Below are 23353 nucleotides of genomic sequence, written 5' to 3'. Positions count from 1 at the left end.
TGCATGTGAAATGCTTCACTGGCAAACGCAACTTTCCTGTATATTTCCTCTCTTTCGTAGCCATATTTAAGAAGAGGAGGAATGTATATTGACTATGACTGAAAATACACTAGCAATTTATGCTTTAGGCGGTATGAATGAAATTGGCAAAAACATGTATGTAATTGAATGTGAGGAAGATATTTTTATTATTGATTGCGGCGCTAAATTTGCGAATAATAATTTGTTAGGCGTGGATTTAATCGTTCCAGATATCACTTATTTACAGCAGCAGCATGCCCGTATTCGTGCACTGATTGTAACTCATGGGCACGAGGATCATATTGGTGGAATTCCATATGTTTTACAAAGATTGAATGTGCCTATTTATGCAAGTCGTTTTACACTTGGCTTAATTGAATTGAAATTGAAGGAGCATAAGCTTTTACGGGACACACAGTTAATCGAAATTGATGAAAATGCAAGCCTGCAATTTTCATCAGCAACAATTAGCTTTTTTAACATAAACCATAGTATACCCGATTGCTTAGGCGTTGTTTTTCAGACAGCACAAGGAAATATTGTGCATACGGGAGATTTTAAATTTGATTTCACGCCCGTCAACGATAAAGCGTCTGATATTCATAAAATGGCGGCTATTGGAGAACAAGGAGTACTGGCGCTTATTTCTGAAAGCACCAATGCAGAGCGCCCTGGTATGACACCATCCGAGCAGCTTGTAGGTGAAAATCTAAAAGATGCTTTCACGAAGGCGACAAATAAAATTTTCGTGACGACCTTTGCCTCCAACGTCAATCGGATACAGCAAATCGTTGAAGCAACGATTGACACAAATCGCAGGCTTGTCTTACTCGGGCGCAGTATGGTAAATGTCGTATCTGTCGCCATTGAGCGAGGTTATTTACGCATTCCACATCGCTTATTAGTCGATGTACGCGAGGCCCAGCACCTTGCTCCAGAGCAAATTGTCGTTTTATGTACTGGGAGTCAGGGCGAGCCACTTGCTGCACTTGCCCGTTTAGCTAATGGGCGACAGCGCGACTTGCAAGTGCACCAAAACGATACAGTTATTTTTGCAACTTCACCTATACCGGGAAATGAAAAAAATGTTTCTAAAATTATCGACGATTTATTTTATCTCGGTGCAAATGTTATTTACGGCTCAGCTAGCACAACAGGCATGCACGTTTCTGGACACGGCTATCAAGAAGATTTAAAGCTCATGCTGACACTTATGAAGCCTAAATATTTAATTCCGATACACGGGGAATATCGCATGCTTTACAAACACCGACAGTTAGCGCAATCAGTTGGTGTAGAGGCTGAAAACATTTTCATTTTGAAAAACGGAGAGGTTGTCGATTTTATACACTCCACCGCGCAGCAAACACGCCTTGTTCACGCTGGCGAAACATATGTAGATGGAGTAGGCACTGGAGAGGTTGAAAATATCGTCCTGCGCGATCGTCAGCAGCTAGCTGAAGATGGCATGCTCGTTATCGTCTTAACTCTTGATCAAGAAAACGGACAACCACTAGCTGCCCCTGACACGATTTCACGAGGCTTTGTTTATGCAAAAAATGCAGAGGGCCTACTGTTGGAAATAAACGACCTCGTCCTCGCATCTATTCAGCCATTTAAAGATATAAATATTAGAGGTATGCAGCACGCCATCAAAAAATCAGTTGGTCAATACCTTTTCACTGTAACACGTAAAAAACCAATGATTTTGCCAATTATTATTGCCGTTTGAAAAAGGGCGTGCAAAAAACCGTGCAGTTGCCAGCTTTTTGCACGCTGTTGGTAGTGTTTCTTGAAAGAATTCACTCGGATAAAATAGCAAGTGGATTCTTTGAAAATAGGAGAATCACTCGATTTAGCAGATTTCCCTTCGAATGAAAGTGAATAAATGAAAATCGAAAAGACGGGGCTGCCTTTTTGGACAGCCCCTCTCTAAATGAAAGCGAAGAAACGAAAATCTCCCTTTCACTATAAAAATAATTTTGTTTCTGCGGTCTTGTCACTATTGTTGTCGTAGTAAACATCGGCTCCTGCGATTACTCGTCGCAGTAAATATTGTTGAAAGAAGTTAAATCATCTTTAATAGCGCTTCCTCTCCCGTCATTCCCGGTACAATCCCCTGTTTTTCTGCTTCATATGTGACGGATTCGAGGGGCGCCTTTAACAATTGATCAATTGTTTTTACCCCGACCGCGCGTCCAGCAATAATTTTACGTTCGGCTAAACGCTCATTTAATAACGTAATATCAAGCGCACCACACATTATATAGCCCTGATCATTCGACACGGTTAATAAAGTTGTGTTTGGCAAATAAACCGTGACTGCTGTAAAAGAATGTCCCTTAATATGCAAAGCTTCAATTGCGACGATATGCACCTCTCCTCTCTTGTTGTATACATATGGCAACAAGTGAAAAGATGTGCCTACGAAATTGTGTGTAAATTGTGTGAGTGCCTTGTGTGAGTGCCTGGCACTATTTTCTACACGAGAACATCACAATCTCACCATCAACATACGTTTCTAAATGCACTGGGCGCCCCCATAATTTATAAATATAACGTAGCACTTCCTCTAAATATTGCTGGTCTAGCTCCATCCCTTCATAACAATGCTTTAAATAGAGCTCGCCACCTCGTTTAAAATCTCCATCCACCACAACAATATATGGGAAGCCACCGTTGACACGCATCGATACTAATTGATTGCTTATAGATTCATATTCTTTATCGGTAATGCGATATTCGTTGCCCTCTTTCGCAAATACGTATAAATCCTCTCGCTCCACAAGCTCCTTTGTTAAATAATTGCGTAGAAAGGATGTGTCTGAGTCGATTTCTCGCACTTCAAATATTTTCTCCCGTCCTGAGTTCGGCTTAATACCGCGCTTTTGCATCTCCTTTGTCGGTTTATTATAGCGTTCCTCAATATCCTCAAAAATTTTCAGACCGAGGTAGTATGGATTAATCGATGTTTTTGATGGCTGTACGACGCCCGCATTCAATTTTGCATAATCTAGCGTTTCCGCCGTTGTTAAATCTAGCTCTCTTAATATACGTTGATGCCAATAGGTTGCCCAGCCCTCATTCATAATTTTCGTTTCAAGCTGTGGCCAAAAATAAAGCATTTCCTCCCGCATCATCGTCAATATATCACGCTGCCAATCCTCAAGCTCTCGACTATGCTGTTCAATAAAAATAAGCAAATCCTTTTCTGGCTCTGGTGGGAATGCTTTCTTTTTTTGTGGCGACTCGGACTTTTGACGTGGCTCGTCGATATGCCATAAATCATCGTATGGCGTAGAGCGAATATTTGGGGCTTCCTGTTTTTCTTCCTCTACGATTTGCGGACGGATAATAGCTGGGTCAATATGCTCTTGAATCGCTAGCACTGCATCTAAAAACTGTTCCACTTCATCTTTACCGTACAACAGCTCATACTTAGCAATGCGCTCTGCTGTTGCGGTCATACTTTCCACCATGTCGCGGCGCGTGTTGGAAAAACGCACATTATTTTTGAAAAAATCGCAATGCGCTAGCACATGTGCAATAATTAATTTATTTTGCGTTAATGTATTCGTATCAAGGAGAAATGCATAGCAAGGATTTGAATTAATAACAAGTTCGTAAATTTGACTTAAGCCTAAATCATATTGTAGCTTCATGCGATGAAATTGCTTCCCAAAGCTCCAATGCGTAAAACGTGTAGGCATACCGTAAGCACCAAATGTATAAATAATATCTGCAGGGCAAATTTCATAGCGCATCGGGAAAAAATCTAAGCCAAAACCAGTTGCCACCTCAGTAATTTCGTCAATCGCTTTTTGCAGCGCCTTTTCCATTACTGCACTCCTTCTTTTTTAAAAATGCTTTTTAGCGCATCGTAAACCTCTGATTTTCGCTTAATAATATAATGGCGAAACTTCGGATGCTCAATTTTACTATAAGCGGACATTAGTGCAGATGTTCTACTATAGGCATTCACCTCGCCATAACCAAACATGCTGGAAATCTCCATTAATTGCTCTATTAATTGTAGACAGCGCTCGTTATCTGATGATAGATTTTCTCCATCTGAAAAATGAACCGGATAAATATTGTAGCGTGATGGTGGGTATTTTTCATTTATTAATTGCAATGCTTTAGCATAGGCTGAGGAGCAAATCGTGCCGCCACTTTCACCTTTCGTGAAAAACTCCTCTTCCGTTACAACTTTCGCCTCTGTATGGTGGGCGATAAATTCAATATCAACAGCACTATATTTCGTACGTAAAAAACGCGTCATCCAAAAGAAAAAATTTCGTGCACAAGTCTTTTCAAAAATACCCATCGAACCACTTGTATCCATCATTGCTAATACAACTGCACGCGATTCTGGTTTCACAACCTCATCCCATGTTTTAAAGCGTAAATCATCTTGGTGAATAGGGTTAATTGCCGGCTTTCCTTTCATCGCATTACGTTTAATTGCCGTTAAAATAGTCCGCTTTTTATCGATATTGCCCATTAGACCCTTTTTACGAATATCGTTAAACTCAATCTTATTTGTCGCTATATTTGCTACTTCTTTCTGTTGTAAATTAGGCAAAGCTAGCTGTTGAAATAATATTTCCTCCACATCCTCCAGCCGCACCTCTGCCTCGTAATAGTCTTTTCCCGCTTCCTTGCCTGCCTCTTTTCCTTGTCCTTGCTGTGCTTTACCATCCCGCGCAACGACATCGCCAACTTGGCTATCCCCCTGTCCTTGCCCAACATGCTTTGATTTATCTGTATTGTAACGAATTTTATATTCATCTAAAGAACGAATTGGAATTTTAATCACCTCTCGCCCCTTAGACAAAATAATGCTTTCCTCACTAATTAACTCTGGTAAATTATTTTTAATTGCCTCGTCAATTTTCTGTCGATGGCGTTCTTGGTCCTGATATCCTTTACGATGGAGGGACCAATTTTCTTTTGAGATAATGAACTGATGTTGCTGCTTGTCACTCATTTTATCCACACCCATCTGCAAATTCGCTTTTTTGAAACCTCTTACTGATTGAAGTTTCACTTTATACTATGCACCCTTGACCAAATTTTGAACTTTATTCTTGAAATAAATCAGCTATGATTAAAATCAACTACGCTCCAGCTAGCTCTTGTCCAAACTCTTTTCGAGCAAATGAGGGGAAGGTTAACCTAACGCCGCCACAATAATTGACCTACGTCATGCAGACCAATCTGTGATATTCGCCAGAAGTCTAGCCAACACGATGTTGATTACTCAGCCGTTATTTTAGTTTGTAATGACCTTAGACTGAGTTCCTATTTTTCAACAAATGTTTGAACACCTGCTAAAAAAAATAGCCTAATAGATACATTCTTTCTGTCATCTATGAAGATGGCAATTTCTGCATTCGATGCTTCGCTGTCGATACAAAAAGAGTTTGCTCCTGCGGTTACTCGTCCCAGAAAACAGTGTTGAAAGACGTTAATCGCTGTATAATAGAAATAGAGAAAACTAGAAAGAAGGTATTGCAAATGTGGGAGCAATGTATGATTGAAACAGCGCGTGGCACTTTTGAGGTGTTTAAAAAAGGGCATGGACAACCAGTATGTGTTACACATCTATATAGTGAATATGATGTACGAGGTAATATATTTGCAGATTTGTTCACGGAGCATGCGACAGTTTATTTAGTTAATTTAAGAGGCTGTGGCAATTCTACAGATGACCTTTCTCAGTTTAACTATAGCATGGGACATACAGTTGATGATTTAGAAGCAATTCGTCTGGCGCTTAGATTGGAGAAATGGATATTTGCTGGGCACTCAACTGGGGGAATGCTGGCATTAAAATACGCCACGATGTATCCAAATAGTCTTGTACATATTGTTGCTGGAGGGTTATGTGCTTCTTCCGAATATATGCGCCATCCTAGCAGTATCTATTGCCCAACTAACTCTAATAATCCGCGCATTAAGGAAATTATTGCGATGCTTAGAAATCCACAATCGACACTTGAAGAAAGACGTGCTGGTAACAAAGAATGGGCTTTAATGTCCCTCTATCATGAAAAGCATTATGACACAATGTTAAGCCGTCCTAATAGTGGAAAAACCGTATCAAAACGGCTTGATTACTTTTCATATGAAGAGCTACCTACATATGACCTGCGACCTGAATTGCCGGATGCTGCTACGACAGCCTATATTTACTGCGGTTTGCACGATGCACAATGCCCGTATGAATTTTCTGCCGAGGCAGCCGAACTTATGCCGAATGCTACACTACAAACCTTTAGGCAGAGTAATCACTCGCCTTTCATCGAAGAAGAAAAAGAATTCCATCAATTTATAGCAACGACTTTTAAGTAAAAAGAGCAGTATGGGAAAATCGCTTCCCATACTGCTCTTTTTGGTTTTTATTCCATGTTTTTAAGGTTTTATTCCACGTTTCCGAGCCTTTATTCCACGTTTTTTTAGATTTATTCCACGTTCTTAAAATTTGGATTAAGTCAGCAACTGCATAACCTTTTGGGCGCTCCCTTTCCTTAACGATTCAATAAACTGCCTACGTAGCGCAGTAGCTCGTTGGCTGAGGTTGTGTTGTAGCCGTGCTCATCGACGAGCGTTGCGACAACCTCGTTGATTTTTTTCAATTGTGCCTCGTCTGGTGTTTGTGAGGAGGTTGTAATTTTTACGACGTCCTTCAAGTCAGCGAATAGCTTTTTCTGAATCGCTTCACGCAAACGGTCATGTGAATGATAGTCGAAGCGCTTGCCCTTTCTTGCAAAGGCGGATAAGCGAATTAAAATTTCTTCGCGAAATGCCTTTTTCGCGTTTTCAGATACACCGATTTGCTCCTCAATTGAGCGCATTAGCTTTTCATCTGGATTCATTTCTTCACCTGTTAATGGGTCTCGCAACTTGTTTTTATTGCAAAATGCCTCGACATTGTCAAGATAGTTGTTCAATAATGTTTTAGCAGATTCCTCGTAGGAATAAACAAAGGCTTTTTGCACTTCCTTTTTCGCGATTTCATCATACTCTCGACGAGCGACCGCAATATAATTCATATATTTTTTACGGTCCTCCTCTGAAATAGAGGCATGCTGGTCTAAGCCGTCCTTCAAGGCACGTAGCACATCTAATGCATTGATTGATGGTACTTCCTTACGAATAATAGCGGAGGAAATCCGATTAATTACATAGCGTGGGTCAATGCCTTGCATTCCTTCATTTGGATATTCCTTTTTCAATTCCTCGATATCGACCTCGTTATAACCTTCGATGCTCTCCCCGTTATAAAGACGCATCTTTTTAACAACATCGACACCTTGTTTTTTCGGCACTTCTAATCTCGTTAAAACAGAAAAAATCGCAGCAACTTTGAGCGCATGTGGTGCGATATGTACATGTGCCATATCGCTGTCATGAATCATTTTTTCATAAATACGCTCCTCTTGGCTCACCTTTAAGTTATAAGGAATCGGCATAACGATAATACGTGAATGTAAAGCCTCATTCTTTTTATTGGCGATAAATGTGCGGTATTCGGTTTCATTCGTATGAGCGACAATCAATTCATCCGCGCTAATTAAAGCAAAGCGTCCTGCTTTAAAATTGCCCTCCTGCGTTAATGATAATAAATGCCATAAAAACTTTTCATCAAGCTTAAGCATCTCCTGAAACTCCATCATACCTCGATTTGCTTTATTCAGCTCCCCATCGAAGCGATAAGCACGCGGGTCAGACTCCGAGCCATATTCGGCAATCGTCGAAAAGTCGATGCTCCCCGTTAAATCGGCAATATCCTGCGATTTTGGATCAGATGGGGTAAATGTACCTATTCCTACTCGGCGATCCTCTGAAAAGAAAATACGCTCCACTCGCACTTCCTCAATGCGTCCGCCATATTCCTGCTCAAGGCGCATCGTATTTAATGGGGACAAGCTTCCTTCAATCCGAATCCCGTACTCCTCATAAAAAGCATCTCGCAAATGATGGGGAATTAAATGTAATGGGTCCTCATGCATTGGACAGCCTTTAATGGCATAAACCGCTCCGCTCTCTGTACGTGTAAAGCGCTCCAAGCCTCGTTTTAGCATTGTTACAATCGTTGATTTCCCGCCACTCACAGGCCCCATCAACAATAAAATTCGCTTGCGCACATCGAGTCGTTTTGCAGCAGGGTGGAAATATTCCTCTACCAATCGTTCGAGAGCCGTCTCTAATCCAAATATTTCGTGTCCAAAAAAATGATACATCTTTTGTCCATCCTGCTCCTCGACACCTGCAGTTTTTAACATATTATAAACACGTGAATGAGCAGTTTGTGCAACTTCTGGTCGCTCTTTAATAATTTCCAAATAATCCGCAAAGCTACCTTCCCACTTCAGGCGATTTTCTTCTTCCCTGTAATTTTTAATTTTATTTAAAATGCTAATCGCTTTTCCTCCATTCAAGCCTTTATTTTACATCGTATGAACGTGGTCGGTTGTTGATTACCAATTATTCTATATAGATAGCTCCGCGCGATTACGTCCAGCTTTTTTAGCGCTATATAATGCAGCATCCGCATCCTGAAATAATTGATGCAAATCATCCTTTGTGCAAAGGGGATTCACAGCAATCCCAATACTAACGGTCACATATGGCGAAATTGGTGAAGCCTTATGTTGAATCCGCTGTCGTTCAACCACTTTGCATATTTTATTCGCAAAATGTAGCGCCGTTTTACGTTCCATATCAAACATTAAATAAATGAATTCCTCTCCGCCAAAGCGTCCTACGAAATAACCTTCCCCCGCAAGCTCCTTCAAAATCGCGGCAACTTCCCGCAATACCTTATCCCCCTCTAAATGGCCATAATAGTCATTAAAATGCTTGAAGGCATCGATATCCAATAACATCGCTGTTACATGGCGTGGCCCAGTGCCCATTGTAGCCTCTACATAATCATATAAGCCACGGCGATTGGGCATCTCTGTTAGCTCGTCATGTGTAGCTAATAATTGCAAATCACCATTCATCCCTGCCAATTGATTATTTGCTTGTAATAATAGTTGCTCCTGCTCAAACAGCTTATAATAGCCTTGATAAATGAAATAAGAGCCTGCCACACTAATAACAATAAATAATACAATATTAATCATATGCGCAAATACAACTGCTTTATCAAGCTGTATAATAGCTAAGCCACCTAGCAAGTAGAGCGTAGGAATGCTTTGGAGAAAAATAAAATATTTTAGACGTACATGGTACATAATTGCGACACCAAATAAATTAATTAAATAGGCAGTTACTTGCCCGTAAGAATTTTGGTCTAACAAAGTAATTGTGGCTCCCCACATCAGTGTAAAGCAATAATAACCCCACATAGTGTATTTGATTAACCGATAATGATGTAGTTTTTTATCTATTGTATTTAACAACAAAAGAAATAAAATAGAGCATACAAGCAAAAGCAAATAAAAAAACAAATAAATATTCCAAGTAACTTTACTTTGCACAACGTTTATTACGATTAATAGCGACTCAAATATAATGGCTATCCAAGCAAAATATTTAGCACGATACATATTTTGCATTGTAAATTTTTTATTAATTTGTTGTATGGCGATTTCCATTACACTCCTCCCCCTATACAGAAATTATCAGGTTAACTTTAGTTTTGATTCAGCGGATTTCCTTTTTAAAAACTCTGGTCAACATGAGGTCGGTCACTCAATCGATGCATTCGAAGATTGAGTTTCTCTTTTTCAGCGGGTGTCGGGATGCCCGCTGAAAGAAATTAAATATTCAATTTACCTGTTTTCGCATCGTATACAGTAATATTTTATGTATATCGCCCATCCAATTAAATTTCTCTGTTAATTCTTGCTGTTCTTTTTGTAGTCGTAGCCAATATAGATTTTCTGTTAGCATATATTGCTCTAATTGCGGCAATGCTGTAAGTATAGTTTGTACTTGCTCAGAAATAGCTTGCCATCTCACTAAGTGAGTGATAATCTCCTGCTGCGTTTCAATTGTAGGAAGCTCTATAATTTGCTGCTCAAACTCTTCAAATTCCAATGATTGTGCCTGTAAATAATAAAATAAATATTCACTTAAAATAATTGATTCGTTTGGGATAATAGCCATAATATTTTCTCCAATGTAGAGCTCCTGCTGGCAAATATGATATGCGCCTTGCACTGGATATATTAAAATTGCTCCTGCCGGCACTTTCGTTAAATACATATCCTGTTTCGCATCAGGCTGAATTTTCGGTAAGTGTTGCATACTTGCCAGCAGTCCCCAATTTTTACTATTTATTAACGATATGCCCTCATTATTGAAAAAACATGTAGGTGGTATAGCTGTTCCTGCTACAACCTTTACAATATCCCCCAATTTATATTGTTGCATTGAAATACTCCTCCTATTTATATAATTAATATATCCTACTTCATTTGTACCATTATAATATAACTTTTACTTAATGTACTATTTTAAAGGTATCTCCATTTAAAATGTTTTTCACTAGCTTTTAACTTAGAGGTGAAATGATATGTCAGATTTTTTAAAGCTAGTGGGAGAACAGCTTCGTGCAATTCGAATTGCAAAGGGATTGAGTCAAGAGGAAGTAGCAGAAAGAACAGGTAAAATTGGCTTTAGTAAAGGACGTATTTCCAATATCGAAAATGGGCAATCAAATATTACATTAAGCACGCTAGAAAGCTTAATGCATGCATTAGATATTGCACCAGATGAACTTTTTAATTTTCAAACTTTAGCAAATGTTGCAGATATCGAAGAGAAAAATTTAATGTTGAGCATCCATCATTCACTTCTTAGAGACCGTAACTTAGACGAAGTAAAATATGTCGTTCGCATTACTAAGGATTTTTTAGATACGATGGATGCCCAAATAAAAAAGAAGGGTGTGTCAGACAAGCCATTTTGAGGCACTCCCTTTACGGCTGGTAATCGCAGAAGTAATAATTTTTAGCAAATATTTAAAGGCTGCCCGAAAAAAACTTTCGGACAGCCCTTTCTTTTTTTATGATGCAATACTATGCGCGATATTTATTTGTTAGCCCTCTTAAAAAGTAACGTGCAAAGCTATCGCCACATTCTTTATAATTTTTATGACTTGGATTGCGTAAAATTGCCCCAATCTCACCCTTCGACACTTTAATACCTCCACCATCATCGATTAGCGCAATAACATCTTCGCTCGTTAATGCCAAGGCGATTTTCACTTTTTTAAATAGTATATTATTCGAGCTTTCCTGACCTGTCGCTTTTGGTGGTGCTACTGGTTCCCCTTCAGCCGTAAGCTGAGGGCCCCGCTTAAATGTAATAAAACCATTCAAAAATGCTTCAAGCATTTTATTATTACATTTTTTATAATTTTCAGGTGCTTCATCATCTTCTTTCACCTTAATTAGCATATTCATCACATCATCCTTTGTGACTCCTATACCACCAAGCCTAAAAATTTCTATCATATCTATATTTTTAATATCAAACGCATAGCGTAGGCGAATTAAAATATCGTTGTTTGTCATAAAATATATGTCTCCTTACTGCTTGAAGTTTCACCTTATTGTATCAAAAAAATTTGATATTCGTTAGCATTAGTAAACAACAAAGGTTTCTCAAAGCCCAACTAGTTCACTTCTCACCTTTACACGAAACTGTTCTTCTGTTAAAAAGGCTAATTGAAAGCTATTCAAGTTTTTAGCTAACTTTGTTTGCTCCAATATTGATAAATCATTTGCAAAGAAGGCTAACTCTGTCCTGTTTTGTTCCTTATCTGTTGCATACATAGCAATTGTTAAAACAAATGCTGTTGAACCGCCCTTTTGCCCTAGCTGTGCAAATAACTCACTATTACTCGGTCGTTGCATTAATTGCTCCATGACCGGATCAAGATATTTATAAACCTCTTCGCTAAAATAAGATTTATCATTTAGCTTTTTCATAATCGCAGCATAGTCCTTTGTCGTAGAACGATGTAGTCGGTCTGACCAAACCTTTTGAATATCCATTGTCAATGTTTTTCGTACTTGTTCCTTCTCTTGCTCAGTCAATGGCTCTGTAAGCCAATTTTTATGAATAGCAGTTGCTCGTTGTCGGTACTCATCCATATCCATCTCTTGCATCGCTACTAGCAATTCCTTACTAGACAAGCTTTGCTCGCTCATTAACTGAAATGGTATGTATAACGGACTTGTTAATGGATAAATCTCATCATGATGAACTAGCTCTAATTTCTTTAATGTTTCGTTCAAATTTTCCAAGCCTAATCGATAGATTAAATAATCCGTATTGGCATTTGAGCTATAGGCAATCATTCCATTTGCTACCTCATACAATGGAACTCCCTCTTTCTCATATTCCTTTTGCACCTCGGTTAGCCAAGCCTCATGTGCCCCCCCATCTGTTTTAGCAATATAAAATTTATCCAGCTCCTCTAAGCTGATGATTTGATTCGGGTCAATTTTCCCATCAGCTACCTGCTGTGCATACTCAATTGCAACAATAATTTTTACCGTACTTGCTAAAGGTAATGGCTCCTTCTCATTAATATTAACCCAATGCTCATCATTGTAATTAATCACCATGGCAACATTACCTTTCGCTGCATTTTCTTTTAGAAAATCAATGATATATTCAGGTTGTTCAGCTTTTATTTCTTTAGTGAACATATACATCCCTATGCCGACTATTAGAACAAGCACAATGACGATACTTACAATGCTCCATATAACTATTTTCAATTGAGTGCCCCTCCCTTTATTTCTAATTACTACCTTTACGTTTTACCTCTTTTAAAGTTTCATGCTATCGCTATCAGTTTGTTGAAAAAAATAAACAGGGCACGAGGTAGCTTAAAAGCAATGGAAAACATAGGTATTATTTTGATAAAGAGCCAGATGTGTTGATTAGCCTTTATTTTACAAAAAGAGCCTAGGAAATTTGTTGACTTCCGTTGCGGGGGACGCTTTCTGCAGGCACGACCTCAACTAATTTATTTCGGTTGTCACCGAAATAAATGGATTTTCAGCTCGAGGTCAACAGGATGTTGGTCATGGAGGCGTTGCCGCAGGACGCGGCAGTTTTAGCCTCCCTACACTTTGTCCTGCTGGAAGGCTTTGCTTTGCGGCGAGTAATCGCAGGAGCACTCGCCCCCTTCACTCCAATCAACAAGTAAATCCTTTATTAACAGTGCATTCTCTACCTTAAAACACACGCATCCATATCCAATATTTTTATAATCAACACGCCTGATAAAAAGCAAAAGAAGCATCTGAAAAACAGTGCTTTGCACGCTTTTCAGACGCCTCCATTTTCTTTGCCCAAAGTGTTTACAAAATTTTATTAATGGGCATTCATTTCTTCAACAATTTCTTCTCTAGTTAATGCTTTTGGATAGTATGTTGGCCAATTTTCCATTTCTTCTAATAATTTTGCACGATCCTCGCCAAAGTAAATATGGAAATGTCCTGATACTTTATCAGAAATAATATGATCGCTGAATTGAACATATTTCGGTGCTTTGGAATCATTGTCAATTTGCTTAAATATATAACGAACGCCACGATTCCCTTTTTCGTATGTTAAAATTTCATATCCATCGTACTCATATGTCCCTGTCAGCAATTCCCCATCTTTATGAAATGTCATAGTCTTATTAGTAATATCAATATGCGTGACATCTGTTTGATAACCAATTGTGTAATATTCCTTATATTCTTCTGCCGTTTTATCTCCATGCAATGCTTTATGCTCAAAGACCTTATCAAGTGTGCCATCTTGTAAATATGGATAAACCGACTGCCACTCACCTTGCCAATTTGTTAATGGACGATTTGTAATATCACTATCTTCAAAATAGCCTTTAGCAATTTGTTTGTCTTGCTCTGTTTGTTCCCCGTGGTCATGATTATGGTCATGGCTATGGTCTGTAGCCTCAGAGCCTACTTCCCTATCCTCCTTTGCCTCCTCTTGACATGCAACTAAAGTAAAAGCCATTGTAGCAGCCGCAAATGGCATTAACCATCTTTTATTCACAATACTCCTCCTCAAATCGTAATGACTACGATTTAAAACTATATAGTAATCATTACTGTTTGTAAACAATTTTATTCACAAAACGTAATCATTACTATTTATATTGACAAATATCCTAAATAAATTATATATTATAAATCGTAATCATTACTTTTTAGGGGTGTTCATTAATGAAAAAAATTCCTGTTACTGTACTAAGCGGTTATTTAGGAGCTGGCAAAACGACATTATTAAATTATATTTTAGCTAATCGGGAGGGGCGCAAACTTGCTGTTATTGTCAACGATATGAGTGAGATTAATATCGATGCACAGCTCATTGAAGATGGTGGATTTTCTCGCACGGAGGAGAGCTTTATTGAATTAACAAATGGCTGTATTTGCTGCACTTTACGTGAAGATTTATTAATTGAAGTAGATAAATTGCTGCAAAATCAAGAGTTAGATGGAATAATAATTGAATCAACAGGTATTTCAGAGCCATTACCTGTAGCACAAACTTTAACGATAGCTGATGATTCTCTCAATATTACATTGAATAATCGTTGCTATATTGATGCCATGATAACAGTCGTGGACGCAGCACGTTTTATGGATGACTATGAAAGCGGTGAAACATTGTTAGAGCGAGCTCAAACAGATGACAAATTGGACCAACGTGATGTTTCTGATTTACTTATTGATCAAATAGAATTCGCTAATATTCTTATTATTTCCAAAGCAGATATTGTCAATCCATCATATATTGGCGCGCTGAAGGAACTGTTAAAAAAGCTCAATCCAGATGCTGAAGTTATTACTGCTATGAACGGACAAGTCCCATTAAATAATATACTAAATCGTAAATTATTTGATTTTGAAAATGCGAGCATGAGCGCTGGCTGGATTAAAGAGCTTAATAATGAACATATCCCCGAAACCGAGGAATACGGCATATCTTCCTTTGTTTATCGACGTCAACGTCCGTTTCACCCTGAACGCTGGCATGATTGGTTAGCTAGCTTCCCAAGTGAAATTATCCGCTCTAAAGGTTTTTTCTGGCTTGCTGGTCGCAATCTTGCTGGATTAGTTTCCCAAGCAGGAGCATCAATTCAATTTCAGGCTGCTGGGCAATGGCTTGTGGATTTACCAAAGCATATGCAAAAAATAGCTTTTGAACAGGACCCCGAATTACAGCTACGTTGGCATGAGCAATTCGGTGATAAACAAAATGAAATCGTCTTTATTGGTATCGATTTAGATGCTTCAAAAATTACGCAGCAATTAGATGAATGCTTGTTAACTGATAATGAAATGCAGCAAAATTGGCTGCAGTTTATTGACCCATTACCCCCTTTTGTTGCAAGTATTTAATTTGTCGCTAAGGAGATAAAATAAGCGCAGTTCAAATTTGAACTGCGCTTATGAACATATTTAATTGGTAGTCATTGTAGTTTTTTATTCCACGGTGTGCCTAATTTCGGTAAAGCCCAACGGTCCAGTCCATACCATCCGGCAACCTTCCATGCAAGCACTAGCCATGTTGCAAGGATAAATAGCAATGGATTGCTACTTAAAGTTCCTGCAAATAAGAAACTCACATTCATAAATGCGCCAAAAAAGGCTGCAATCCCAGTTAATAAGCCAAAAATCAATCCTAGACCTACTAAAAGCTCTCCGTACGCAACAACGAACGAAAGTAGTTTTGCATTCGGTAGCACACTGTTTTCTAAAAAAGATGCATACCATCCTGTTACATCAGCTGTTTCTTGTGATTTGGAAAGTGCCCCCATTACAAATCCTTCAAGTGCCTTCCCTCCATTTTCACCAACCCATGCATCGTTCTGGATTTTCCCCCAACCTGCTGTCAGCCATATGTACCCGACATAAAGACGAATAATTAACCAAATAATTGCAGAGCGGGTATCACTAAACAAAAAGCTTGAAACTGGATTTTCAGGGATATAAATAGTAGTTTTATTTCTCATAAATTTTTCCTCTCCTTATAGATTCATTATATATTTTAATAGTAAAACTTTCTATAGAGTTCTGTAAATAATGATATTGCAAGAATAAATATATTAAAATACCCATTATTTATCAGTAATCTTTTGTTATATTCATTAATCTATATGTAGGAGAATAATAAATTCTTTGCGAGATTTATATTCACTATCATGTCAATATTATTTTCAATGAATGCTTAATAATTTTCTATGTTTTTTCTTTGTCAAAAATCAATTCCCTAAAATTTTGTTTCGTTTAATTTTGATTTCACTGGTAAAATATAATCAATAACTACCTTTTCTCCACGGCTTAATGGAATAGAAAATCGTTCTTTTGTATATATTTCACACCAATAAAAATATTCATGATTAATTTCTTTTAGAAATACATAATGGATTAATATATAATTATAGTTAAAACCTATCATTTTGAATATAAATAATTGGGAGGAAGTTCAATGGAACTAAGACAATTGGAATACTTTATCGTATTATGTCAAGAACTGCATTTTACACGTGCGGCTGAGAAACTGGGGATCGCCCAACCTTCTCTTAGTCAGCAAATTAGCTTGTTAGAACATGAAGTAGGGATGCCTTTATTTGATCGCATTGGCAAAAAAAATATACTTACTGATGCAGGCAAAACATTGCTCCATCACAGCTACAATGTTTTTCATGAAATTTCGCAGGCACGTGCTGCAATTAGCGAGCTTCAGGGATTGGAGAGGGGAACACTCAAAATTGGCTCTCTACTCACAGTTGTTAATTACTTGCTGCCCCCAACAGTTATCAGGTTTCACAATGCTTATCCTAATATAGAGCTTTCTGTACAAGGACTACGGACCGGAGATATTTACAAAGGACTTTTACAAAATGAATTGGATTTGGGTATCGTTTTTTTACCATTGGAACATGAAGACCTAGAAGGTATTCCTCTCTATAAAGAAAATCTTGCTTTTGCTGCACCTATAGATCATTTCATTGCAAAAGAGCAATGTGTATCACTTCAAGTTTTAAAGGAGATACCATCTATTTTATTGCCTGAAACCTATTTTCTACGACAAGTTGTGAACGAACAGTGCCGCTTAATGAATTTCACACCCAAAACTGTGCTTGAAATGACGACAATGGAATCTATCATTCAAATGGTAAGTAAAGGCGTTGGCGTTACGATACTACCAAAGGCTTACCTAGATTATATTGATAATATTCATATTAAAACGATTCCTATTCAAGATCCAGTAATCACTACACAGATTGGCATCGCCTATCGCAAGAACAAACATTTATGTGCTGCTAGTCGTGTTTTTATGGAACAATTGATTAACACAATTAAAGATGAACGCTTTAACTAGAAAATTATCAGGAATAATTTTTATGTTTTCAATATTTTTTAGTACAAATTTAATGGGATTAACGGCTTGGTCAATTTCTTCTTTCATAATTAATAAACTTGATGCCAGGATGATTACATAGGTTCTCTTAGTTATCACTAATTGTCGTTGTTGCAGCAACTTTTGAATTATTGAGGCAATCGCTTCTTGGCATTCAATACCAATTAAGAAATCAAGCCCTCTTATATCTTGTAAGTGCCGAATTGGTCTGGCAAACACTACAATACTTATCTCCCAAGCGCTGTATATACCTGTGCTTCAATATCATTTAATTGTATAAGAAATATATTTTGCGTCGTATATGGATGGTGCACAACTATACTAGTGGTAGAGCTTAGACCAAGCACCCATTTTTCCTAGAAAGTTTTTAAATTAGCTTGAATCCCAGCACCTCCCCTTGCCGCAGAACCCGCTATTGAAAAGTTCTAGGCACCCACATATAATCAAATCCCCTCTTGTTTATAAATCTAAATTTTCTTTGCCTTTCATTTGTGACCAAGCGTTTACCCATCCATCGAAATAGAGTATATTTACGCTGCTATTTAAATAAAATTACCTTTTAAAAAACTCTTTTGTTTTCTTTAGTGCTAAAATGAAGCGGTCGACATCTTCTTCCGTATTGTATAAGTAAAAGCTGGCACGTGCAGTAGCACTAGCTCCAAAGTGTCGCATTAACGGTTGGCAGCAATGATGCCCAGCGCGTATTGCTATACCATAAGTATCAAGAACCGTAGCTAAATCATGCGAATGTACATTTCCTAAATTAAACGTAACCAACCCTAAACGCCCATCATCAGGTCCATACATTGTCACATCTTCAATTTGTTTCATTTGTCCCACCGCATAGCTAGTTAATTGTTTATCATGCTTTTCTATCGCATCTATTCCTATTCCTTCTAGAAAGTCAATAGCTGCAGCTAAACCAATTGCACCTGCGATAATTGGAGTTCCTCCTTCAAATTTCCACGGCGATTCTTTCCAAGATGCATTATATAAATCAACATAATCAATCATCTCTCCTCCAAATTCAATTGGTTCCATCTTCTCAAGCAATTTCTTTTTACCATACAACACTCCAATACCAGTTGGTCCACACATCTTATGACCTGAAAAGGCATAGAAATCGCAGCCCAAATCCTGAACATCCACCTTAATATGAGGGACACTTTGTGCACCATCCACTATGAGGACAGCACCATGTTTATGAGCAATTGCAGCCATTTGTTTCACTGGGTTAGCAATTCCCAATACATTAGAAACATGCGAAACGGCTACAACTTTCGTATGGGATGTAATTACTTTCTCGGCATCTCCAATAGAAAATGTTCCGTCATTTTGTAGTGGGATATATTTTAACTTAGCTTTCGTTGCTTTTGCTACTTGTAGCCAAGGTAGCAAATTACTGTGATGTTCCATTTCGGAAATCACAATTTCATCCCCTTCCTTGCAGACAGCCCGCGCATAACTACTAGCTACTAGATTTATAGAGGATGTCGTGCCACGAGTGAAGATAACTTCTTTTTCCGTCTTTGCATTAAGAAAATTGGCTACTATTCTCCGTGCTCCTTCATAAGCATCTGTAGCACGTGAACTTAATGTATGCACTCCTCTGTGTACATTAGCATTATCTTGTACATAGTATTGTCGCAATGATTCAATGACTTGAAGCGGTTTCTGTGTTGTCGCTGCGTTATCCAAATAAACTAGAGGATGCCCATGAATCTTTTGATTCAATATCGGGAACTGTTTTCGTATATTGATTGATTCCATTATTATTCCTCACCCTATACTTTTGACATTACTAAGCGCTTGATAATGAGCCTTGATTGTATCTTCAATATCTTCATCGGAATGTGCTGCCGATATGAACATCACCTCATAGGGTGTAGGGGCAGTCAAAATCCCCAAATTCAGCATACTCGTATAATATTTTTTAAAAACTTGCATATCTGAACTCTTAGCTGTTTCATAATCAACAACCTCTTGTTCTGTAAAAAAGGTAGAAAGCATAGAGCCTACCCTATTAATCTTTAATGGCACATTTGTCAATTCCGCGTTTTGTTTGAAACCTTCTTCTAATCTTGCTGCTTTTCTTTCCAACTCATCATAGATTTCACTCTTCTCCAATAACTGAAGGGTTTTATATCCAGCTGACATGGCAAGTGGATTCCCCGATAATGTTCCTGCTTGATAAATCGGTCCGACAGGGGCTATCTGCTCCATGATTTCGCGTTTGCCTCCATAAGCGCCTACAGGTAATCCTCCTCCGATGATTTTTCCCAAACAAGTAATATCAGGAATGACTCCGTACAGGCTCTGTGCCCCATGATAGTCTACGCGAAAACCAGTCATTACTTCATCAAAGATAAGCAAGCTACCGTACTGTTTAGTAATTTCACGTAACAATTGAAGAAATCCAGGTTTTGGCGGCACGACTCCCATATTTCCGGCAACTGGCTCGACAATAACGGCTGAAATTTGTTCTCCGAATTGTTCAAAAATATGATGAATACTCTCCATATCGTTATAAGGTAATGTAATAGTATCAGCAGCGACGTTATTGGATACCCCCGGACTATCAGGCAATCCTAATGTAGCGACACCTGAACCAGCTTTGATTAGCAAAGCATCTGCATGTCCATGGTAACCACCTTGAAATTTAACAATTTTTTGCCTCTTCGTATATCCTCTTGCCAAACGTAATGCACTCATTACAGCCTCTGTTCCAGAGTTAACCATTCGTACCATTTCAATAGATGGAACAATTTCACATATTAATCTAGCCATTTTCACTTCAATTTCAGTAGACAATCCAAAACTTGATCCATCGCTTACTGCTTTCTGTATCTCTTTCTCCACTGCCGGATGGGTATGCCCAAGTATCAAAGGTCCCCATGAACATATATAATCAATATACTTATTTCCATCAACATCAACTATGTGAGATCCTTGACCCTTTTTAATGAAAACAGGAAGAGAGTCAACTAATGAAAATGCACGTACCGGGCTGTTTACTCCTCCAGGAATCACATTTTTTGCTTGTTCGAATAATGCTTTGGAATAAGAATCCACTCTTTTTATATTCATTTATTTCCCCTCTCAGTGAATCTTCTGTTCATATAAGGTGAACCTCGAAGTTATTTTCTTGACCTCATCACTAAGCTGTTTAATTAATTTTGAATCTTGTGGGTTTTTCAATGCTCGTGAAATAATACTTGCTATCTCTATCATCTCATCTGGTCCCATTCCTCTTGTAGTTACGGCTGGTGTACCAATGCGTATTCCACTCGTTATTTGTGGACTTGCCGTATCAAATGGAATGGCGTTTTTGTTTACCGTGATGCCAATCTCATCAAGGAGTAGCTGCGCATCCATTCCAGTAATGTCGATATTGCGAAGATCTAAGAGGATAAGATGATTGTCAGTACCTCCCGATACAACGTTTAAACCCTCTGCTATTAGCGCTTGAGCTAATACTTTTGCATTCTGTAGTACATGTTTCATATATTCTTTAAATTCAGAGGAGCAATTTTCTTTAAATGCTATCGCTTTGGCAGCAATCATATGCATAAGCGGACCACCCTGAATAACTGGAAAGACTGCTTTATCAATTGCTTGTGCCCAGGATTTCTTACATATGATGACTCCTCCTCTTGGACCTCGTAGGGTTTTATGCGTTGTCGTTGTTACAAAATCAGCATATGGTACAGGGTTTGGATGTAAACCAGCTGCAATAATACCTGCAATATGCGCCATATCTACAAGAAATAACGCATCTACCTCTTTAGCAATTTCAGAAAAAGCTTTGAAATCAATTGTACGTGGATAAGCACTTGCTCCCACTACAATCATTCGAGGTTTATGTTCATGGGCAAGTTTCCTCACTTCATCATAGTTTATTAGGTGAGTCTGTTCGTCGACGCCATAAGAAACAAAATGATATAGCTGACCAGAAAAGTTAACGGGACTTCCATGTGTTAAATGACCACCATGTGATAAATTCATGCCCAAAATCGTATCTCCTGGATTTACAGCTGCAAAATAAACTGCTGCATTAGCCTGCGAACCTGAGTGTGGCTGTACATTGACGTGTTCTGCATCAAATAATTCTTTAACTCTTTCTCTAGCCAATTCTTCTACTATGTCAACATACTCGCAACCTCCATAATATCTTTGTCCAGGATATCCTTCCGCATATTTATTTGTGAGGACTGTACCCATCGCTTCCATAACAGCTTCACTAACAAAGTTTTCTGAAGCAATCAATTCAATTTTATCGCGCTGCCGATATAGCTCCTGCTGAATTGCTTTTGCTATAGCTGGATCTTCTTTAAGCAAATTCTCCATTTATATTTCCTCCCTTATGTATGAATTTATTACAAAATGATTTTTTTACATATGAATTTAGAATTCAAATTCTTTATTTATTCTTTTAATTGGAATCTTAATTTGTAAGTTCAACATATATGATTTAATATTCTGTACTTTTTTATCGTAAGATTGATTAAAAAATCTCATTGTTATTCTTAACAACGAGAGTGACATCCTGAAAATTTTATTTGTTGGATATTAAATAATGCTAGTTAACCTCTTATTAAATTAATCTCTCATTCTTTGATATTGAGGATTAAACATCGTAACATTTCATACCTTTTCAAATTTAACTTATTAAATGTATGTTTTAAAAAACCTTTTTGAAACTAGGGGAAGGTGCCCAAGAAGCACCTTCTTTTAGTATTTATCCCTTAACATCAGCTAAACTTGCACCAAAATTGATATGATATACAGCTTTACCGATTACCAATGCTGGCACTGATTTTACACCAGCCTTTTCTGCTTCTTCTATACGATTCTGGTCAGTGCCAAGATGCACAACTTCTGTAGTAGTCTTTGATTTGTCAAGATAATCTAGAATCATTTGCTCCGCCTCTACACAAACTGGACACCCCGCATGATAAAAAATTGCTTTTGTCATATATATTCATCTCCCTATAACTTTTTCGTAGCATTGCTACTTAATTCAAATTATAGAAAGAGGCCTAAAAGTAAACAATCTCAAATTACCTATGGTATCCATAGGTAAAACTAATTGAATTCTTTAGTAACATTGTCCAATTTTTATCAAAGTTCTTTATTATTTAAAAATCTAAAAAATTAAGAAGACTGAATAGATTGTTATTAAAAGTGCGTTCTTTTCCTTCCGTTGTCACCGTACCATCTTCATTTGGCAAAAACATTTCCCGACGTTTTTCCATGTTTGGAATGACATATTTTAGTTCCATCATTAGCAACTTCTTTTCATTATAAATTTGTTTTCACTTATACAAAGCAGCTTAAATCAAATAAAAGGACGGGAGCGAGAGGAAAAAGTATTCATTGTGAATCACTGCTTATTCTAAATTTAGTTTGATTCAGCCAAAATCTGGCAGTCATTTTATATAAAAATCTTTATTTTCCTATAGGCTTTAAGACTTTTGAAATGGAGCAAGTTGACGAATAAATCATTCTTTTTCCTCTCCTTCATACCAAATTGTAAAATAGAAATACCCCGATACTATCAAATAAACTTCCTAAAGTTAGTTTCTTCATATTCCACCCCCTTTTCTCCATTTTTAGGCGTAAAAAAAAGACGTTCATTTTATTTGAACGCCTTACAATGTTTTTATTCTATTGTGTTCCCACACCCCAGATTAATTACCACTGAAACGGTAATGTGGTTTTTCAGTACTTTATTTCTCGTTTTTTCACCTTCTCCTACAAACACGAAATGCTTGTGAAAGTGTTTAAAACTAAGGATTTCTATATAGTTTCTCTTTGTAGCAACGATAAACACTCCACGTATGTGAAGTGTTTTTACAGTGTGTATTTATTTTAATTCCATGTAGCAAACGACTTCCACATGATGTAC

Annotated in this window: 20 protein-coding genes; 5 read left to right on the top strand and 15 right to left on the bottom strand. The window is 37.8% G+C overall.

Features of this window, described 5'->3' with window-relative positions; genetic code table 11:
* Nucleotides 1-94 precede the first annotated feature (94 nt).
* Nucleotides 95-1753: a ribonuclease J gene (locus MHB51_RS15150; protein ID WP_342473218.1), complete on the top strand. Its 1659-nt coding sequence runs from the start codon at nt 95-97 to the stop codon at nt 1751-1753.
* Nucleotides 1754-2089: 336 nt separating this feature from the next.
* Here the strand turns inward: MHB51_RS15150 and MHB51_RS15145 are convergent, their stop codons facing one another.
* The 3 genes from MHB51_RS15145 to yhbH all read right to left on the bottom strand — a co-directional run bounded on the left by MHB51_RS15145 (nt 2090) and on the right by yhbH (nt 5011).
* Nucleotides 2090-2392 carry a DUF1805 domain-containing protein gene (locus MHB51_RS15145; protein WP_066164960.1) on the bottom strand — a complete coding sequence of 101 codons (303 nt, stop codon included), beginning with the start codon at nt 2390-2392 and terminating at the stop codon, nt 2090-2092.
* 103 nt (nt 2393-2495) lie between these two features.
* A complete protein-coding gene (locus tag MHB51_RS15140) occupies nt 2496-3860 on the bottom strand; it encodes a SpoVR family protein (protein ID WP_342558498.1) in 1365 nt (454 codons plus the stop codon).
* Nucleotides 3860-5011 (bottom strand): sporulation protein YhbH, encoded by a 1152-nt coding sequence (gene yhbH, locus MHB51_RS15135; protein WP_066164958.1) that lies wholly within the window; start codon nt 5009-5011, stop codon nt 3860-3862. Before yhbH ends, MHB51_RS15140 begins: the two co-directional genes overlap by 1 nt.
* Nucleotides 5012-5541: 530 nt before the next feature.
* Here yhbH and MHB51_RS15130 point away from each other — a divergent pair.
* A complete protein-coding gene (locus tag MHB51_RS15130; RefSeq protein ID WP_066164687.1) occupies nt 5542-6378 on the top strand; it encodes an alpha/beta hydrolase in 837 nt (278 codons plus the stop codon).
* Nucleotides 6379-6554: 176 nt separating this feature from the next.
* Here MHB51_RS15130 and MHB51_RS15125 read toward each other — a convergent pair whose 3' ends face one another.
* The 3 genes from MHB51_RS15125 to MHB51_RS15115 form a co-directional block, all read right to left on the bottom strand.
* Entirely contained in the window at nt 6555-8450 is a 1896-nt protein-coding gene (locus tag MHB51_RS15125) for a PrkA family serine protein kinase (protein WP_066164955.1), read from the bottom strand.
* 69 nt (nt 8451-8519) lie between these two features.
* On the bottom strand, nt 8520-9632 hold the full coding sequence (locus MHB51_RS15120) for a GGDEF domain-containing protein (protein WP_107943613.1): 1113 nt from the start codon (nt 9630-9632) through the stop codon (nt 8520-8522).
* A gap of 172 nt (nt 9633-9804) precedes the next feature.
* A complete protein-coding gene (locus MHB51_RS15115; protein ID WP_066164681.1) occupies nt 9805-10413 on the bottom strand; it encodes a restriction endonuclease subunit S in 609 nt (202 codons plus the stop codon).
* Nucleotides 10414-10555: 142 nt separating this feature from the next.
* Here MHB51_RS15115 and MHB51_RS15110 point away from each other — a divergent pair, with 142 nt between their 5' ends.
* Nucleotides 10556-10951 (top strand): helix-turn-helix transcriptional regulator, encoded by a 396-nt coding sequence (locus tag MHB51_RS15110; protein WP_066164679.1) that lies wholly within the window; start codon nt 10556-10558, stop codon nt 10949-10951.
* 109 nt (nt 10952-11060) lie between these two features.
* Here the strand turns inward: MHB51_RS15110 and MHB51_RS15105 are convergent, their stop codons facing one another.
* The 3 genes from MHB51_RS15105 to MHB51_RS15095 form a co-directional block, all read right to left on the bottom strand.
* Nucleotides 11061-11558: a DUF1456 family protein gene (locus tag MHB51_RS15105; protein ID WP_066164675.1), complete on the bottom strand. Its 498-nt coding sequence runs from the start codon at nt 11556-11558 to the stop codon at nt 11061-11063.
* Nucleotides 11559-11648: 90 nt separating this feature from the next.
* Entirely contained in the window at nt 11649-12773 is a 1125-nt protein-coding gene (locus MHB51_RS15100; protein ID WP_342558497.1) for a serine hydrolase, read from the bottom strand.
* A 601-nt stretch (nt 12774-13374) separates the two neighbouring features.
* On the bottom strand, nt 13375-14067 hold the full coding sequence (locus tag MHB51_RS15095) for a metal-binding protein ZinT (RefSeq protein ID WP_066164667.1): 693 nt from the start codon (nt 14065-14067) through the stop codon (nt 13375-13377).
* 170 nt (nt 14068-14237) lie between these two features.
* Here MHB51_RS15095 and MHB51_RS15090 point away from each other — a divergent pair, with 170 nt between their 5' ends.
* Nucleotides 14238-15419 (top strand): GTP-binding protein, encoded by a 1182-nt coding sequence (locus MHB51_RS15090; RefSeq protein ID WP_342558496.1) that lies wholly within the window; start codon nt 14238-14240, stop codon nt 15417-15419.
* Nucleotides 15420-15490: 71 nt separating this feature from the next.
* On the opposite strand, the gene MHB51_RS15085 is transcribed toward MHB51_RS15090, so the two are convergent.
* Nucleotides 15491-16033 (bottom strand): DoxX family protein, encoded by a 543-nt coding sequence (locus MHB51_RS15085; protein ID WP_107943608.1) that lies wholly within the window; start codon nt 16031-16033, stop codon nt 15491-15493.
* Between the two features lie 476 nt (nt 16034-16509).
* Between MHB51_RS15085 and MHB51_RS15080 the strand changes: the two genes are divergently transcribed.
* Entirely contained in the window at nt 16510-17406 is an 897-nt protein-coding gene (locus tag MHB51_RS15080) for a LysR substrate-binding domain-containing protein (RefSeq protein WP_066164657.1), read from the top strand.
* A gap of 591 nt (nt 17407-17997) precedes the next feature.
* Here MHB51_RS15080 and MHB51_RS15075 read toward each other — a convergent pair.
* From MHB51_RS15075 to MHB51_RS15055, 5 genes are all read right to left on the bottom strand, one after another.
* On the bottom strand, nt 17998-19215 hold the full coding sequence (locus MHB51_RS15075; protein ID WP_107943607.1) for a cysteine desulfurase: 1218 nt from the start codon (nt 19213-19215) through the stop codon (nt 17998-18000).
* Nucleotides 19216-19224: 9 nt separating this feature from the next.
* A complete protein-coding gene (gene hemL / locus MHB51_RS15070) occupies nt 19225-20532 on the bottom strand; it encodes a glutamate-1-semialdehyde 2,1-aminomutase (protein WP_107943606.1) in 1308 nt (435 codons plus the stop codon).
* Between the two features lie 12 nt (nt 20533-20544).
* Nucleotides 20545-21792, bottom strand: a complete 1248-nt coding sequence (gene glyA / locus MHB51_RS15065) for a serine hydroxymethyltransferase (protein ID WP_342471850.1) — start codon at nt 21790-21792, stop codon at nt 20545-20547.
* Between the two features lie 391 nt (nt 21793-22183).
* The gene (locus MHB51_RS15060) at nt 22184-22420 is read right to left on the bottom strand and encodes a thioredoxin family protein (RefSeq protein WP_342558495.1); all 237 of its coding nucleotides are present in this window, start codon (nt 22418-22420) and stop codon (nt 22184-22186) included.
* 163 nt (nt 22421-22583) lie between these two features.
* The gene (locus tag MHB51_RS15055; protein WP_161956447.1) at nt 22584-22730 is read right to left on the bottom strand and encodes a hypothetical protein; all 147 of its coding nucleotides are present in this window, start codon (nt 22728-22730) and stop codon (nt 22584-22586) included.
* Between the last annotated feature and the right edge of the window lie 623 nt (nt 22731-23353).

Origin of the sequence: Metasolibacillus sp. FSL K6-0083, assembly GCF_038630865.1 — a bacterium.
In the GTDB taxonomy this organism is placed as follows: Bacteria; Bacillota; Bacilli; order Bacillales_A; family Planococcaceae; genus Metasolibacillus; species Metasolibacillus fluoroglycofenilyticus.
Note: the sequence above shows the minus strand (reverse complement) of the source record. Positions and strands in the feature narration are given on the sequence as shown.